Raw genomic sequence first — 17,325 nt, forward strand, 5'->3', positions numbered from 1 at the left:
TCGGATTTATTTGCTTGCGAAATTGACTTCGCTCTTTTGTTTTGGGTTCTGTTAAACCCGCACATTTTTGCGAAAACATTGTTCAGTTTTCAAGGTACTACCTGCTGCCTTCTTTAAAACAGCTTTTATATTTTCCCAGATTCAGCCGCTTTTGTCAAGCACTTTTTTCTGGGAGCTTTTTGCCGTCTTCCCTGACAGCGTTTATTATCTTACTAAAGCAGCTCGCTTTTGTCAACTGCTTTTGCTCGATTTTTTGTGCTGCCTCTTAGGCCTCTTGCCTTGCGGCTCATTGCCCGACGACAGTTATTAATACTAGCAATTATTTTTGCCTTTTGCAAGTCTTTTTTATAAAAAATTTAAGTTCACTCAGATTTTTTTATAGATTGCTCAATATGAACCAATAATAAATGGATACTTTGGTATACGTCCCTTATATCAAGTTGACACTCATCTACAACCCAATTGTAAACAATAGCATAAATTCCGTTTGCTACTAATTCAACTTTACGAACCGAAAATGATCCTCTAGGTCGCATATACTTCTCTATGGCTATAGCATATTCTTTTCGTAAAACACGATAAAATTCTTGTGGGTTTTGCGCAATTCTATTGAGGTTAATATAGAAAGTCTTATTTTCTTTTATTTTCGACAGCATCCTGTAAAACATGCGATCCATCGTTTCACCGTCAATACTTCGTAATGCCCGTCTAGTTTGTAAAGCTAAAACTGAAGTAAACAAATCACAAATATTACGGTATTTTCTATAAAAAACTCCACGGTTAATATTCAATTTCTTACAAAATTTAGTGACTGTGTACTTATAGACATTATATTTTGATAGCTCTAACACGAGAACTTGTTCATTCTTTGTTAAACTCATATTAAATGCTCCTACTTATAATGCTATAAGTATATCAATAATAGTAACGACAAGCAATATTATCTTGGAAAAAAATGATTTTATTTTTAAAATGCTAAAAAGAACTTAAAACGACAAGATTCTTTAATTTGTATGCAAAATAAAAAGCCAACATCTAAGTGAAATCGTGTGTTGGCTTTCTAGGAATAATTTAAATATAATTTTTATTTTAAGTTAGTCTTGACTATCACGCCTATTTTTTCTTTGTCGTTTAGCTTTTCGAATTTTACTGCGTTGTTCAATTCTATTTTTTTGCGCTCTATCTTGCTTAATAGCTCTTTTAATCTTTTTCTTATAGCCAGGTTTACGTTTTTTCTGCGCTTTTTTTACCATCCCTCTTACCTTATTATCAAGGCCTTGAGAAGTTGATTGTCTTAATTTGCGGTTATGATAATGCGTTCGCGGTACCAGAGAACTATCTTTAATTTCGACAAAATCAAAATGAATTCCCATTTTTTCCAGCTTAAGAATTTGATTCATTTCTTCTTCACGAATTAACGTGATGGCATGACCGCTCATCCCATTTCGGCCGGTTCTACCAATACGATGAATCACAAATTCTAATTCACGGGGAATTTCATAATTAATAACTAAGCTGACACCTTCAATATCAATGCCGCGTGCAGCTAAATCAGTTGCCACTACATACTGGTATTGTCCGGCTTCTACTTCACGCATTGTTCTTTTACGTTCGCGCTCAGTAATTCCACCATGAATTTTGGCCACTTTTAAGCCTTGATTAATGAGAAAATCTGCTAGTTCATCAACAGTTTGCTTTGTGTTAGCAAAAATTAGTGCTAAATACGGCTGGCCAATTGTTAATAATTGATAGAGTATTTTTTTGCGATTTTTTGAGCCAATATCAAGCAAATCGTTTTTCACTGTTGGAGAGATAACGGTAGGATTATCTATGATAATAGTTTCAGGCTTTGCCATGTATTTACGTAAAAAGTTAGCCAACTTAACCGGAATTGTGGCTGAAAAAGCAGTCAAAACACAGTTTTGGGGCAATCTTTGTGCAATAAAATCGATTTCACTTAAAAATCCCATGTCCAGAGTCATATCAGCCTCATCAATGACAAAGTTTTTGACATAATCTAGTGGCAAAATCTTTTTTTCAACAAAATCATGTAGTCTACCGGGAGTAGCAATGATAATTTGCGGTTTATGTCTGCTAATACTTTCAATTTGCCGCTCACGATCGGTACCACCTGCTAATAACGCAATAGACAGGTTTAGATTGGAAGCATCCCTTAACTGACGGGCTACTTGATACAATTGCTGGGCAAGTTCACGACTAGGCGTAGTCAAGATTGCCTGAGGAAATTGAAGATTCTCGTCAATTTCATTCATAACAGGAATCAAAAAGGCGTGAGTTTTACCTGAACCGGTAACTGCTTGCACTACAGCATTTTTGCGTGCCATTAAAACAGGGATCACTTTTTCCTGCACTTCAGTGGGTTTAACAAAGTTAATCTTTTTTAATCCCTGTCTAATTGCTGGATTTATCTGTTCATTTTCAAAAATATTATTCATGTTCCTCTTGATATTCCTTGGTTACCTGAACTAGTTCTGCGAAAATTTGTTTCACTTCCGCCATGTCTTTTGCGTTAGCTCCACTTGCTAAAGCGTGACCGCCTCCATCATGTTTTGCTGCTAATTCGTTAATTACTGGTCCCTTTGAACGATAATGGACTCTGAATGTACCGTCTGGTTTTTCAACAAAAACATTCCAGGCAATGATATCCTTAATTCGACCGGGAGTAGAAACAGTACATGAAGCTTGTTCTGAATCTACACCCAATTTATGCAAAGTATCTTGAGTTAAAATTGCATAGGCTGCACCACTAGCATCGACTTTCATATACTCCAAAACTTCGGCCTGTAATTTTGCCTGTTCGAAGGTAACATCACTGATATTACGCGCAATTTCATTAATATTAATTCCGGTCGCTGCCAATTTAGCCGCAATTTTAAAAGTATGATCTGTTGTTTCAGGATACATAAATCTACCGGTATCACCCACTATTCCAGCATAAAGGGGATAAGCAACTTCTGCAGTAAGTGGCATTTTTTCAGTAATAATAAAGTCTGCTACAATTTGTGAAGCAGCCGGAGCCTGATCATCAACAAAACTCATATCAGCATATGGTTCAACATCGGGATGATGATCAATTTTAATTAAGAAATCACCTTTGCTATATAGTTTATTAGAAATACGGGCTGTATTTCCGGTGTCTGTTGTGATTACAAGAGCTCCTTCATAATCCTTTTCAGTCACTTGATCCATATGATTGATCCATGCTAGATCGCCTTCATCATTTTCACCCGCGCATAAGATACGCTTATTGGGAAACTGCAGCTTTAAAGAACGTGCAAGTCCTGCCTGAGAACCTAAAGCGTCTGGGTCTGGACTAGTGTGTCTATGTAAAATAATGGTGTCATATTGTGTGATTTTTTGATATATTTCGGTAAAAGTATTCATATCTAAACTCCTTTGTTACTTATATAAATTCCAGCCTAATAACAACTTTTTATTGAGTAAACAAATCTAAATCCATATTTTCATAGTCTGCTTCTGTAAAATCTGTAGCAGTCACACCCAAAAGTCTTATTCCATCATTTAAAAATGAACTGGAAATAGGATCAAAAAGTTCTTTAGCAACATTGTATAACTCTAACGGATTATTAGTAGCATGATCAAGTTTACGCCTTTTAGTAACAGTCTTGAAATCACTGTTGCGGATTTTTAAAACAACAGTATTGGCATAAAAATTTCGTTCAATTAGCTTATCAGCCAGATCATTAACATAATTACGCAAATTTGTCAGTGCAGTTTGCTCATTGTAAACACTAGGTTCATAGGATCGTTCAATCCCAATAGATTTGCGATTACGCTCATCATCAGGAATTACTCGTGATAAATCAATACCGTTGGCGTGTTCAGCCATTAAGTATCCCATACGGTTGAAGTGTTTTATTAAATCACGAACATGCATTTTTTGCAAGCCACGTCCTGTAAATACACTCATTTCTGCTAATTTTGCTTGTGTCTTGGGCCCAATGCCATGAAACTGAGCAATTTTTTGCTTTGCTAAAAATTGCTGCGCTTCATCTGGCAGAATAACAGTGCGCCCGAATGGCTTCGAATACTCAGAACCCATTTTTGCTAAAAATTTGTTATATGTGACGCCAAAAGAACAATTAAGACCAACTTCTTTTTTTATTTTCTTCTGAAGATTAATTGCAATCTGCAACGCAGAGGTTATCCCTAATTTGTTTTCAGTTACATCCAAATACGCTTCATCAAGCGCGATAGATTGGACGTTATCAGTAATTTCATGCATCAACTGATGTATTTCTGCAGAAACACTATGATATTTGGTAAAATTTGGGCTCAAAAATACCAATTTATTTTTCGGTATCAGTCTTAATGCCTTAATTGATGGCATAGCAGATTGCACACCGTATTGACGAGCAATATAATTAGCTGTTGCAATCACACCATGACCGTGATAATTTCTAGGATCTTGACCAATTACCAGTGCTTTATTTTTTAATTCAGGATTATCACGTGTTTCTACAGATGCATAAAAAGCATCCATATCAAGATGAATAATTTTTCTATGTGTATCATTTATAGGCAAAAGGCCATCGTCAAAATTACTCATAAATCCAACGCTCTGTCGGTGACTCAAAAATTTTAGCAGCTGATTTAGGACCCATTCTGTATGGCAAATATTGTTCAGGCTCTTGACCCTGTTCGTTTTCTTTTTGCCAAGCTTCTTCAACATGGTCAATAAATTTCCAATAGTTTTTTAGTTCACTCCAGTGAGTAAAATTAGTTGAATCATTTACAAAAACATCATGCAGCAAACGTTCATAACCATCTGGCACCTGTTTTTGCTCTTCACTTGTAAGTCCGTAGCTTAAATTCTCACGTCTGATTCCAGTTTCATTGATTTTTTTACCGTTAATAGTAATAAAAATTTGCATCTGCGGATCTATAATGATTGAAATATTATTTGAATGAGCCATGCCATACTGATTCGACATATGCTTTAAAACAATGTCAATCCTATTTTTCTTTTCTCTCATTTCTTTACCAGTTCTAAAATAAATTGGTAAATCTGCCAGTGGCCCCTTTTTAAACTTTACTTCACCTGCTACATAGGTTTCCGTATGAGAATCCTCAGCAACATTAGGCTCTTGACGATAGCCAAAGGTGACATCGCTGCCAAGATATTGCCCCCTCACAAAATGCCGCGCAATTTCATCTTCTGTGGGAATTATCATACTATCAAGAAGTTCTTGCTTTGCTTTGTGGATACTTTGTGAAGTCAAATCCTTAGGCTCTGGCATTGCAAGCAAAGTTATGATTTGGAATATATGATTCTGTACCATATCGCGCAAAGCTCCTGATGTTTCGTAATATCCACCTCGAGCCTCAACTCCAAGTTGCTCAGCCAAAGTGACCTGAACGTTTTTAATATTATGATTATTCCAAATATTTTTAATCAATGGATTAGTAAGCCTCATTGGTAAAATGTTCTGAATCATTTCCTTGCCTAAATAATGATCAATCCGAAAGATATCATCTTCAGCAAAAGATGCAGTTATTTGCTTGTTCAACTCTTCTGCCGTGGCAAGATCACGACCAAAAGGCTTTTCAACAACTATGCGGTTAAAACCTGAACTGGTTAAATGTTGATCATTAATATGTTCAGCAATAGTACCAAAGAATTTAGGAGCCATCGCCATGTAGAAAATACGATTACCCTGTGCACTATATCGATCGTCAAGATCTTGCGCCAAATTTTTCAAGGTTTCATAGTGTTCCACATTTGTCACATCATGAGACTGATAGTAAAAATGACTGGCAAACGCAGCTAAATCATTTTCATCCACTTCATTATGTGTTTCGTGCACAGCGTCACTCACTTGGTCGCGCAAATATTCATGTGACCAGGGACGACGAGCCGTGCCAATTACAGCAAAATTATCGTGAATTAAACCTTGTTCAAATAAATTAAACAGTGCGGGGTATAGCTTCCTATGTGCTAAATCTCCACTACCACCAAAGATAATCATAATTACCGGAATATTATTCATGAAAAAATCCTTTCTGTTACCTTTTTACACTAGTTTTATTTTATACTATTTTGCCGGTAAACTCGCGCTTTGAGCAACATTTGCCAATATTTGTTTACTAATTTTGGTAACAAAAAAGTGCCTTGAAGGCACTTAAGTAACTGCTTTTATTTTGAATCGTCAGGAGTTTCATCAGATGAACTGGCTGGTCTTTCTTCAGTTGACTTTTCCGCTGGCTTATCTGGTTTCTGATCCGTTGTCGGTTCACTTTGCTCTGATTCTTCAGCTTTATCAGTACTTTCAGAAGTAGCAACTGGTTCAGCATTAGCCGTATTATTTGGCAGAATTTGCTGTACCGCCATTCTGCTAAAAGTTAAATAAATCCCATCTGCATCAAGTACCACAGTTTTGTCTTTAGTATTAACGGAATCAATTTTACCGTGCAGGCCGTCAATCATGATGACGCTGTCGCCTTTCTTCAATTGGTTCATCATTTCCATTTTCTTTTGTTGCTGCTTTTTTTGGGGTTTGATCATAGTAAAATACATCAAAGCAATCAAAACAACAAAGATAATGATTGTCCACAAACTTCCGCTTCCATTATTAGCATTAGCTAAAAATAAATTATTCAATGTTACACTCCTCAAATTAAAATTACTCATTGTCTAAATATTAATTATACAAAAAATAACGAACAATTGCATTATTTGTTTGGCAAGGGCAGGCCTAAATGAACGTAAGCTTTCTCAGTGACCATTCTTCCTCTTGGAGTCATTAATAAAAAGCCATTTTGCATTAAATATGGTTCGTACAGTGACTGGATAGTTTCAACGTCTTCTCCTGAATTTGCCGCTAAAGTCCTGATTCCTACCGGTCCACCACGATAATTTTCAATAATTACACGCAGAATTTTGCGATCAGTCTGATTTAGGCCTTCATCATCAACTTGCAATTGCCGTAAAGAATCTGTCGTAGTTTTAAAAGAAATTATTTCTTCTCCTTTAACTTGTGCAAAATCACGCACTCTTCTCAATAAACGGTTGGCTACACGTGGTGTGCCTCTCGATCTGCGAGCTAATTCATGTGCGGCCTGGGGGTCAATTTGAATGTTAAAAACTTTGCTGGAACGAGAAATGATTTTTTCTAATTCTTCCACAGTATAATACTGCAAATGTTCAACAATACCAAAACGTCCACGCAATGGTGCAGACAATTGTCCGGCTAAAGTGGTTGCGCCAACTAAAGTAAAGGGTGGCAAGGGAACATGTACTGCATGGGTAGTCTGGCCTTCACCAATTACGATATCAACATAATAATCTTCCATAGCAGAGTAAAGAACTTCTTCAATTGGCTTTGCCAAGCGATGGATTTCATCAATAAATAAAATATCACCAGGATCCAGATCGGTTAATAAAGCAACCAAGTCTCCAGCCTTTTCAATTGCAGGTCCACTAGTGCTTTTCAAATGAACACCTAGTTCATTCGCTATTACAAAGGCTAAGGTAGTTTTACCTAATCCTGGAGGGCCATAAAGCAGAACATGATCAAGAGCCTCATCCCTTTTTTTAGCAGCTTTAATATAAACTGCCATTTCTTTTTTGACACGATTTTGACCTAAATATTCCTTTAAAGTTTGAGGACGTAAAGGAAACTCAGCTTGCTTTTCTTCCTGTCCCTGTGTCTCTCCAGAAACAATACTGTTATCGTCTTCTGCCACCTGTTTCACTTCCCTTTAAAACATTAATTTTATTATAACAATATTTACTTCTTTAAGAGAAGAGCCAAACCTTTTTTAATGTACTGATCTGCTGTTGTCTTTTCCTCTTCTATTAAAGCCGGTGTAATTCTGTCTACTTCTTTTTTAGTATAACCTAATGCCAATAATGCCAATAATGCATCATTTAACTCTGGAGTTATTTCCGCTAAAGCTTCTTTATTTGCCTTCTTGACATAGTCTCCTAATTTACCTTTTAAATCAAGGACAATTTGTGAAGCCGTTTTTTTGCCTACACCAGGAAAACGGGTTAGGTATTTCACCTCACCCTGTTCAATGGCTTCTGCTAGAGAATTACTGTCTTCAGCAGCCATAATTGCTAAGGCAGACTTTGGTCCGATACCACTAACACTTAAAAGTTTTAAAAACAGTCCTTTATCATCTTCAGTTTGAAACCCATATAAGGTTACTCCAGTATCTCGCACGATTTGTTCAATAAAAACTCGCACTTTTTGTCCCTCTTGGTATGCGTATGGTGAGGGACTATAGACCTTGTAGCCAACTCCATTTACGTCAACTACTATAAAATCTGGCTTAATTAGAGTAATAGTACCATTTAAATATTCATACATTGTTATTAATCTTTCTTAAACATTTTGTGCAAATCACTTTTTCTTAGACGCACAATTGCCAAATTACCCTTCGCATCATGATACGGATCAGAAATTTGTCTCAAACTCGTCAAAATTTCACCACAATCTGCAGATGTCAGCCTTTTACGTCCAGGGACTTCCCTTTGAGCTTGATCTGCTGCTATTCTTTTAATTAAATTTTGAAAATTGCTGTCATCTACGTTTAAAAACGTGTCTAAAATTGTACGCACAGAATGTTCGACATCTGTACCCAGCCAGGTAGGATAGGATCTCAAGATGAAGGTATCTTGTCCAAAATCTTCTAAAAAAATACCAATTTTCTGAATATCTGCCAACTTATCTTTTATTTGTAGAAAATCTAAATTGCCAAATTCCAAAATTAACGGGCTTAATAAACCTTGCTGGCTGATCTTAGAATTAGACAACTCGAGCATAATCTTTTTAAAAGAAAGCAGTCTTCTGGCAGCAACCTGATCAATTAAATATAAGTCATCATTATTTGTGGCAATAATATATATTTTAGTTTGACCCACAAAACTTAATTCGGGTAAACTACTTGCCAGTAATTCATCCCCGGTAGAAATCACTCCGCTACTAGACTGCTTACTGGTGAAAGGCGTCAACTGACATTGTTTTTTAACATTCTCCGTCCAAGTTGCGGTAATCAGATAACGATCATCATCTCGCGGGGTATCTAAATTCACATACTGTGTATTTTGAATATGCTGGATTTTTTCAGGTACCGTTTCATTAATTTGGTCAGCTTGAGTTTCAGGTCTTTTAGTTTCAACCACGTTTTTATTTAAATTAAATTTTAACTGATCAACTAAAGTATCTTCTGTAGCGTTATTTAAATTGCTGATAGCATCAGATTTTGTTTCATTCTTCAAGAGCACAGTGCTGATTGCATTTGTTATTAAACGACTTAATTCAGTTTCTTTGGATAAACGTACCTCCCTTTTTGTGGGGTGCACGTTAACATCTACCAAAAGTGGATCAGTTTTTATTTTAACTACAGCTATCGGATAATGTTTAGCAGCAAGGTTATTACCATAACCAGCCATCACTGCACTAGCTAATTTGAAATTTCTAATGTACCGACCATTTAGTAAAATTGAAATAAAATTACGCGTAGATCTGGTAAGTTCAGGGTTAGAAATTAAGCCACTTAGCTCAAAATCATTATCATTGCTTTTAAAAGACAACATTTTTTCCGCAATATTTCTGCCATAAACGCTAGAAACCGTTTGCCGTAAATTATTGTTGCCAGCAGTTCTTAGTAATATTCGACCTTCGTTCATCAATGTAAATGCAATTTCAGGATAACCTAACGCAATCCGATTAACAATATCCACGATTTTCATAATTTCAGTTCTCGGACTACGTAAATATTTTAATCGCGCCGGTGTGTTATAAAATAAGTCTTTAACAGTAATCTGTGTACCCTTTCTGGCAGCAGCATTTTCCTGTGTTTTCTTAACTCCGCCAGCAAACTCGGCGCGCGTACCTATTTCATTAGCAGAATTAGTTAAAATTTCGACGTGACTGACTGCAGCAATTGAGGCTAAGGCTTCGCCTCTAAAACCTAATGTATTGACATTAAATAAGTCATGCTCATTTGCAATCTTACTGGTCGCATACCTGGTAAAAGCAAGATCAATCTGATCGCTATCAATTCCAGAGCCGTTATCTTGAACTACAATTTGCTTTAATCCGGCATCAGTGAATTCAATTCTAATTCTGCTGCTACCTGCGTCAATTGCATTTTCGACCAGTTCTTTTACCACGCTAGCAGGTCGTTCAATTACTTCTCCGGCTGCGATCTGATTAGAGAGATTGACAGAAAGCTCATGTATTTTTTCCATGACTAGTTCTCATCCTTTAAATCTTCTTGCCAGTTTTCGACTAACTGCATTACTTGCAGCGGCGTCTGATCAGCTAAATAAAGATTAGAAATTTCATCTAAGATATCTTTTTCTTTATCAGTTAATTCATCCTTAGAATCTGATGGTGTTTCAACAGGAACAGCTTCTTCTGTTTCACTAGCTGAACTAAACAAATCCAGCTGCGTGGAAGCAGGACCTAAATTACTTCCTTGGGCTTCAAGTCTATTAAGCAATTTAGTAGCTTTTCGTAAAACTTTTCGCGGCAATCCAGCAAGTTGTGCTACATGGATGCCATAACTTTGATCTGCAGGTCCTGGTAAAATTTTATGGAGAAAAATCAGCTTGCCGTTTTCTTCAGTTGCTCCTACATGAATATTTTTCAAATGAGGTAAGGTCTGTTCCAAGGCTGTTAACTCGTGAAAGTGTGTAGCAAATAAAACTTTGGCTCCAACTTCATCATGTAAATACTGCACAATAGCACCAGCTAGAGCCATGCCATCATAAGTGGCTGTTCCTCGCCCGATTTCATCAAATAAAACCAAGCTGCGTTTAGTGGCATGTTGTAAAGCATCATTTGCTTCAGTCATTTCAACCATAAAGGTACTTTGACCAGAAATCAGATCGTCAGCAGCCCCAATCCGGGTAAAAATTTGATCAAAGATTGGCAAATCTGCGCTATCGGCTGGTACAAATGATCCTATTTGAGCCATTACCGCAATAAGAGCCATCTGCCTCATGTATGTACTTTTACCTGACATATTAGGACCTGTTATCAGAAAGATATCAGTATCTTCTGTTAACTTAACATCGTTTGGAATAAAGGAACCAGCTTTCATCACTTGTTCAACTACTGGGTGACGTCCTAATACTACCTTGACATCTTGATTATCGGTATGAAAATGAGGTCTGCAATAATTATTATCTTCAGCTACCTGAGCAAAAGCGCAGAAGACATCAAGTTCAGCTACTTGTCCTGCTAACTTTTGTAAGGCTGGAATGTACTTCTTAACTTCCTCTCTTAATTTCACAAATAAATCATATTCCAAATCTGTTGATTTAGTTTGTGCTTCTAAAATAAGATTTTCATGTTCTTTAAGTTCTGGAGTGATATAGCGCTCAGCATTGGTCAAAGTTTGCTTACGAGTATACCGGTCTAAAGGAACCTTACTCTTATTTGAATTTGTAACTTGAATATAGTAACCAAAGACCTTGTTATAACCAACTTTTAAATTATCAATACCCGTTTGAGCTCGTTCATTCTGCTCCATTTCAGTCAGCCACTTTTTACCATTATTCATAGCATCCCGATAGCGATCTAATTGACTATCAACACCATCCTTGATTAATCCTCCTTCGGTAGTCAAAACCGGAGGCTGATCAACAATAGTAGCGGTAATCAATTTGGCAATTCCTTTTAAAGGATCAATTTGTCTGGCAAAATTTTGCAGATTTTTATTTTCAGCCTTTTGCATTGCTGTCAAAATTGTGGGCACAGCATTAAGAGAATGAGCTAATTGTAATAATTCTCTGGCATTAACATTACCAAAAGCAATTCGTCCCGTTAAACGTTCTAAGTCATACACTCCCTTTAGTGCGTCATTAATATTTTCCCGGGTAAAGTACTCATCAATTAATGCTTGTACCATCTCTTGGCGCCTGTTTAACTGCTCAACGGATAATAATGGCCGAGCCAGCCAGTGTTTTAACAAGCGGCCACCCATTGCGGTATGCGTTTTATCAAGCACCCAAAAAAGTGAACCCATCTTCTTACCTGTTTTTGCAGATGCCGTCAACTCTAAATTATCCCGCACGGTATGAGACATTTGTAAATATTGATTGACTTCATAGCTTTTAGCGACTTGTAAATGCGCTAAGCTGCGACGCTGAGTTTGTAATAAATATCCCACTAGCTGTTTTACAGCAGCTTTTTCAGCAGAGTTTGTCAGATCCTGTTCAGCAAAGGAAATCTCCGCATGTTTGCCAGTTAACTCTACCGGCTCTGATACAGTAATATTTGCTTTATGAAAAAAGTCATTATCCTGATCATTTAAATGACCATTGAAAACAACTTCCCGGGTGCGTAATGATAATAATTCATTTGAAACAGCTGCAAAGCTCTTCAAATGAGTGGCATAAATTTCACCAGTCGATAAATCGCTGTATGCCAATCCAAAGCAACTTTTGGTAGTTACAACAGAGGTAAGATAATTCGATTCCTTGGCTTCACTGGGTTTGTCATTCATCAAGGTTCCGGGAGTCACAAGTTGGATAATACCACGTTTAACCATTCCTTTGGCCTTTTTCGGATCTTCAAGTTGTTCGCATAAAGCTACTTTATAACCCTTTTCAACCAGTGTATCTACATAAGATTGCACTGCCACGTGAGGTACTCCTGCCATAGGAACAGGGTTTTCGGCTTTGTTTGACCTGTGAGTCAAGGTTAATTCCAAAATTTGGGCACCCTTGATTGCATCGTCTTCAAATAATTCGTAAAAATCCCCCACCCGATAAAAAAGAAAGGCATCGGGATATTGCTTTTTAATTTGGTGATATTGCTCCATCATCGGAGTCAGGTTTGTTTGCGCCATTATTCTCCTTCTTTTCTGCATTACTGTTATTATTATACGCTAAACTTCTTGTTAAAAGAAAAAAGACCGCAAGTAAAACGATCTCTTTTCATAATATGCTTTTTAGTTGCAATAATTGCTTTCTGTTTAAAAAATTTAAGCAATGTGACCTTCAATACTCTGTAAATCCTTTTTGCCATCCATTTTCACAATAGCGGTAATTGCGGCAGTAATGCCTTTGACATCATCTGCTAGGCTAAGACATGGAGTTTCAGGTTTAGCAACAACTTGCTCAGGTAAATATGGAATATGCATAAATCCAGCTTTTAAATTATGAAATTCCTTATCAATCATATACTGCACTTGATACATAATATGATTGCAGACAAAAGTTCCTGCAGTTGTTGAAACAGAGCTTGGCAATCCGATTTCACGAATTGCTCGTGCCATGGCCTTAACAGGAAGTTGTGTAAAATATGCGTTTTGACCATCTTTATGAATAGGACTGGCAATAGGTTGATAGCCTTTATTATCAGCAATACGTCCATCATCAAAATTGATAGCTACGCGCTCTGGAGTCAAAGCATAACGACCACCGGCTTGACCAATATTTAACACATAATCAGGTTTTTCTTTAAGAATAGCTTCATGAACCACGTCGGCACAGTCACCAAAAACTGTTGGTATTTCAAGTTTAACGATTTTTGCACCTGCAATTTCATTGTCCAGTCTTTTAACTGCTTCAATTGCAGGATTAATCTTATCTTCGCCAAAGGGATCAAAACCTGTTACAAGAATTTTCATTATCTTCTCTCCTTACTATCTAAAATGCTAAAAAGTACATTAAAATAATTTGAATGAGCAACATGCTAATTGCAATCGGAAATTGTTGTTTGATCACACCTAATTGATCTTTCATTTCCATTAATGCAACTGGCAAAGTATTGAAATTGGCTGCCATTGGAGTAAGCAATGTGCCACAATACCCAGATGTCATTCCCAGTGCTGCAACTACAATCGGTGAACCACCTTGAGCCACAACGAAAGGTATACCAATCCCTGCTGTAATAACTGCAAACGCAGCAAATGCATTACCCATAATTGCTGTAAATAATGCCATAGCAATACAATAAAGCGCAACTCCTAATAAGTGGTTTCCAATAGGAAAAAGACCAGAAATAGCCTTGGCAGTCACTTGTCCTACACCTGAAGCTGTAAATACCACACCCAAAGTAGCGAGTAATTGTGGCAAAATTCCGGCAGAGCCGACAGAACGCACCATTCTTTGTGTATCTTCGTAGACTATTTTGGTATTTGATTTAGTCAAAATTTGTGCAACAACAAGTGAAACTATAGCTGCTACACCGATACCTACTTGACCACCTAAATTGGTAAATTGGGCTATGACCAAAGCTAAAACTGCCAGCAGGATACTTGGTAAGAAAATCCAGTTGCCAATGCGTTTAACCGTTTTTTGAGCAACTTTTTCATCCAAATCCTTTATGTGCCCTACACGCACTTGTTTAAACAAAGATAATAAAGCAATGATCAGGATAATGCCACCATTAATTGCATTTGGCAACCATTGTCCAGTGCAGAAAAGTACTGCAAATAAGAGCCAAAATAATCCAGTACCCCAGCGAGCTGGATTAGCCTGATCGCGCCAAGATTCAATAGCAGCAGCCAAGAAAAAAAGGCCAATTAAAATATAGAATGCCAGTAAAACATTATTAATTAAAGTATCCATTATTTCTCCTATTTTTCCTTGCTTTTCATTAACTTTTGGTCAAAAGCGTGATTGTAGAACAAGCATAAAATATAACTGATAATAGCTACAGGAAAAGTGTATGAAACAATACCGGCAGGATCTACAGGATGACCCAGCGATTTCATTGTACTTGCAATAAGTAAAACACTTGAGGAAGCAACAAACAGGTTTTGGGCAAAGAAATTACCAAAATTTTCTGTTGCAGCAGCTCTACCTTTAATTTGGTCTACTTCTAAAGGTGTCAATTCGCTATTAACCTTACCGGCCGCTTGCGCCATTGGATTAATCAATGGCGCAATAAACTGGACGTGTCCTTGTAATGAAATACCAAAGGCACCGGCAATTTCACGAATGGCCTGATAAATATCGAATATACGACCAGGTGTCAGTTTTTTCATTTTTTTAATTAAATTAACAGCGGCTTGTTTTAAACCATGTCTTTCTAAAATTCCAATAGTTGGTAAAGTGAGAAAGAAAAGAGAAACCATTCTGTTATCCATAAATCCTTTACCTAGAATTGTCAAAAATGAGGTAAAATCTATTCCTGAAACTAATGCCGTAACTAAAGCAGAAATTACGACTACAGCTATTGTATCAAGCCCCAAGGCAAACCCTAACACTATAACAACAATACCCAACAAACTTAAATATTCCACTAATGTTCCTTTCTAGTGAATAATCTTAACCAAGATAAACTAAAAATGAATTGTAACAAAAAAATCCCACTAGCAAGCTCTACAGGATTGCTAGTAGGATTTATTAATTAACTAATAAAAACTAAATTACATCACACCTGGATTGCCAGCACCTGCAGCATTTGGATCAGTAGCAGGTTTATCTTCTGGTATCTCGGCAACAACTGCTTCAGTAGTTAGGAGCAAAGCGGCAATTGAAGCAGCATTTTGTAAAGCAGTACGGGTTACCTTGGTTGGGTCAATAATCCCGGCTTTAACCATGTTTTCCCATTTGCCATTAGCTGCGTTATAACCAACTTCGTTATCTTGACCTTCAAGTTTGTTCAAGATAACTGAACCGTCTTCACCAGCATTTTCAGCAATTTGACGAACTGGAGCAGTCAAAGCTTCTAAGACAATGTTAATTCCAGTTTGTTCATCAGCATTATCACCTTTAAGATCCTTAACAGCATCCTTAACGTCTACTAATGCAGTACCACCACCAGCAACATAACCTTCGTCAACGGCTGCACGAGTGGAGTTCAAAGCGTCTTCAATGCGGTATCTGCGTTCTTTCAATTCAGTTTCAGTAGCAGCACCAACATGAATAACGGCAACACCACCAGTTAATTTAGCCAGACGCTCTTGTAATTTCTTCTTATCAAAGTCAGAAGTAGTCTCTGCAATTTGTTTTCTAATGGAATCTTCACGATCTTTAATAGCTTCATCAGAACCAGAACCATCAACAATGGTAGTTGAGTCCTTAGTTACAGTAATGCGACGAGCTTGACCTAATTGATCAATCTTAGTGTCCTTTAACTCAAGACCTAAGTCCTCAGTAATAACTGTACCACCAGTTAAAGCTGCAATATCTTGCAGTTGTTCTTTACGACGGTCGCCAAAGCCAGGAGCCTTAACAGCAACAACGTTAAATGTACCACGAATCTTGTTCAAAACTAATGTTGGCAAAGCTTCACCAGAAACATCATCAGCAATGATCAAAAGTGATTTACCTTGTTGCACAATTTCTTGTAACAATGGCAAAATGTCCTGAATGTTAGAAATCTTCTTATCAGTGATTAAAATGTATGGATTGTCAAGATCTGCTTCCATCTTGTCATTATCAGTTACCATGTATTGTGAAAGGTAACCACGGTCAAATTGCATACCTTCAACTACTGATAATTCAGTTTCAATACCACGTGAATCTTCAATAGTGATCACACCATCATTACCAACTTTTTCCATGGCGTCAGCGATTAAATCACCAACTTCTTTTGAAGCTGAAGAAACTGAAGCAACTTGAGCAATTTGGTCTTTTGAAGAAACAGTATGACTAATCTTGTGTAATTCATTTACTACAGCTTTTGTGGCTTTTTCAATACCGCGGCGAACACCAACAGGATTAGCACCAGCGGTCACGTTCTTCATGCCTTCACGAATGATTGCTTGAGTCAAAACAACAGCAGTAGTTGTACCATCACCAGCAATGTCATTAGTTTTTTGTGCTGCTTCTGCAACTAACTTAGCACCCATATTCTCATAGTGGTCTTTTAATTCAATTGCCTTGGCAATTGTCACACCATCGTTAGTAATGTCTGGGTTGCCGTATGATTGCTCTAAAACAACATTTCTACCCTTAGGACCAATAGTTGCCTTAACAGTGTCAGCTAATTTATCAACGCCCTTTAATAGAGAACGTCTTGCTTTTTCTGAAAATTTAATTTCCTTTGCCATATTTTTCTGCGCTCCTTAATTACTTAACAATTGCTAAAATATCTTTTTCATGAAGGACTAAATACTTTTCGTCATCGTATTTGACATCAGTGCCTGAATATTTGTCATATAAAACAACGTCACCCTTTTTGACAGTCATAGGAATTTTACTGCCATTTTCGGCATAACTACCTTCACCAACAGCAACAACTTCACCTTCTGTTGGCTTTTGTTTAGCATTAGAAGCCAGGACGATTCCGCCTACAGTTTTCTCTTCTTCTTCTTTAACTTTAACGATCACGCGATCACCAATTGGTTGTAACACGTTTGTCCCTC

Annotated in this window: 15 protein-coding genes; all 15 read right to left on the reverse strand. The window is 37.1% G+C overall.

Translation table 11 applies throughout. From position 1 onward, the window contains the following. Positions 1–362: 362 nt before the first annotated feature. Positions 363–881, reverse strand: coding sequence for a TetR/AcrR family transcriptional regulator (locus F5ESL0261_RS06825; protein WP_109586524.1), 519 nt, complete (start codon positions 879–881; stop codon positions 363–365). A 213-nt stretch (positions 882–1,094) separates the two neighbouring features. Continuing rightward, the gene (locus F5ESL0261_RS06830; protein WP_109586525.1) at positions 1,095–2,456 is read right to left on the reverse strand and encodes a DEAD/DEAH box helicase; all 1,362 of its coding nucleotides are present in this window, start codon (positions 2,454–2,456) and stop codon (positions 1,095–1,097) included. Beyond that, positions 2,449–3,405, reverse strand: a complete 957-nt coding sequence (locus F5ESL0261_RS06835) for a bifunctional oligoribonuclease/PAP phosphatase NrnA (RefSeq protein WP_122052679.1) — start codon at positions 3,403–3,405, stop codon at positions 2,449–2,451. The genes F5ESL0261_RS06830 and F5ESL0261_RS06835 overlap by 8 nt, the downstream gene beginning before the upstream one ends. Positions 3,406–3,454: 49 nt before the next feature. Further along, a complete protein-coding gene (gene dinB / locus F5ESL0261_RS06840) occupies positions 3,455–4,591 on the reverse strand; it encodes a DNA polymerase IV (protein WP_122052680.1) in 1,137 nt (378 codons plus the stop codon). Further along, on the reverse strand, positions 4,584–6,032 hold the full coding sequence (zwf, locus tag F5ESL0261_RS06845) for a glucose-6-phosphate dehydrogenase (protein WP_122052681.1): 1,449 nt from the start codon (positions 6,030–6,032) through the stop codon (positions 4,584–4,586). Before zwf ends, dinB begins: the two co-directional genes overlap by 8 nt. A gap of 146 nt (positions 6,033–6,178) precedes the next feature. Then, positions 6,179–6,643: a preprotein translocase subunit YajC gene (yajC, locus tag F5ESL0261_RS06850; RefSeq protein WP_233560908.1), complete on the reverse strand. Its 465-nt coding sequence runs from the start codon at positions 6,641–6,643 to the stop codon at positions 6,179–6,181. Positions 6,644–6,714: 71 nt separating this feature from the next. Next, positions 6,715–7,737: a Holliday junction branch migration DNA helicase RuvB gene (ruvB, locus tag F5ESL0261_RS06855; protein WP_370448908.1), complete on the reverse strand. Its 1,023-nt coding sequence runs from the start codon at positions 7,735–7,737 to the stop codon at positions 6,715–6,717. 35 nt (positions 7,738–7,772) lie between these two features. Continuing rightward, positions 7,773–8,357: a Holliday junction branch migration protein RuvA gene (gene ruvA / locus F5ESL0261_RS06860; RefSeq protein ID WP_122052684.1), complete on the reverse strand. Its 585-nt coding sequence runs from the start codon at positions 8,355–8,357 to the stop codon at positions 7,773–7,775. Between the two features lie 5 nt (positions 8,358–8,362). Then, the gene (mutL, locus tag F5ESL0261_RS06865; protein ID WP_122052685.1) at positions 8,363–10,243 is read right to left on the reverse strand and encodes a DNA mismatch repair endonuclease MutL; all 1,881 of its coding nucleotides are present in this window, start codon (positions 10,241–10,243) and stop codon (positions 8,363–8,365) included. A 2-nt stretch (positions 10,244–10,245) separates the two neighbouring features. Then, the gene (gene mutS, locus F5ESL0261_RS06870; RefSeq protein WP_122052742.1) at positions 10,246–12,828 is read right to left on the reverse strand and encodes a DNA mismatch repair protein MutS; all 2,583 of its coding nucleotides are present in this window, start codon (positions 12,826–12,828) and stop codon (positions 10,246–10,248) included. Positions 12,829–12,987: 159 nt separating this feature from the next. Beyond that, on the reverse strand, positions 12,988–13,635 hold the full coding sequence (gene pcp / locus F5ESL0261_RS06875) for a pyroglutamyl-peptidase I (protein ID WP_122052686.1): 648 nt from the start codon (positions 13,633–13,635) through the stop codon (positions 12,988–12,990). Between the two features lie 19 nt (positions 13,636–13,654). Continuing rightward, positions 13,655–14,578 carry a DUF979 domain-containing protein gene (locus F5ESL0261_RS06880; RefSeq protein ID WP_122052687.1) on the reverse strand — a complete coding sequence of 308 codons (924 nt, stop codon included), beginning with the start codon at positions 14,576–14,578 and terminating at the stop codon, positions 13,655–13,657. 8 nt (positions 14,579–14,586) lie between these two features. After that, the gene (locus F5ESL0261_RS06885; protein ID WP_122052688.1) at positions 14,587–15,255 is read right to left on the reverse strand and encodes a DUF969 domain-containing protein; all 669 of its coding nucleotides are present in this window, start codon (positions 15,253–15,255) and stop codon (positions 14,587–14,589) included. Positions 15,256–15,381: 126 nt separating this feature from the next. Continuing rightward, complete coding sequence (gene groL / locus F5ESL0261_RS06890) at positions 15,382–17,010, reverse strand: chaperonin GroEL (RefSeq protein ID WP_122052689.1); 1,629 nt, start codon at positions 17,008–17,010, stop codon at positions 15,382–15,384. Between the two features lie 19 nt (positions 17,011–17,029). Beyond that, entirely contained in the window at positions 17,030–17,314 is a 285-nt protein-coding gene (gene groES, locus F5ESL0261_RS06895) for a co-chaperone GroES (protein ID WP_034980276.1), read from the reverse strand. Positions 17,315–17,325: the final 11 nt, after the last annotated feature.

The sequence above is a fragment of the Lactobacillus sp. ESL0261 genome, from assembly GCF_003693025.1.
Lineage (GTDB): Bacteria > Bacillota > Bacilli > Lactobacillales > Lactobacillaceae > Lactobacillus > Lactobacillus kullabergensis.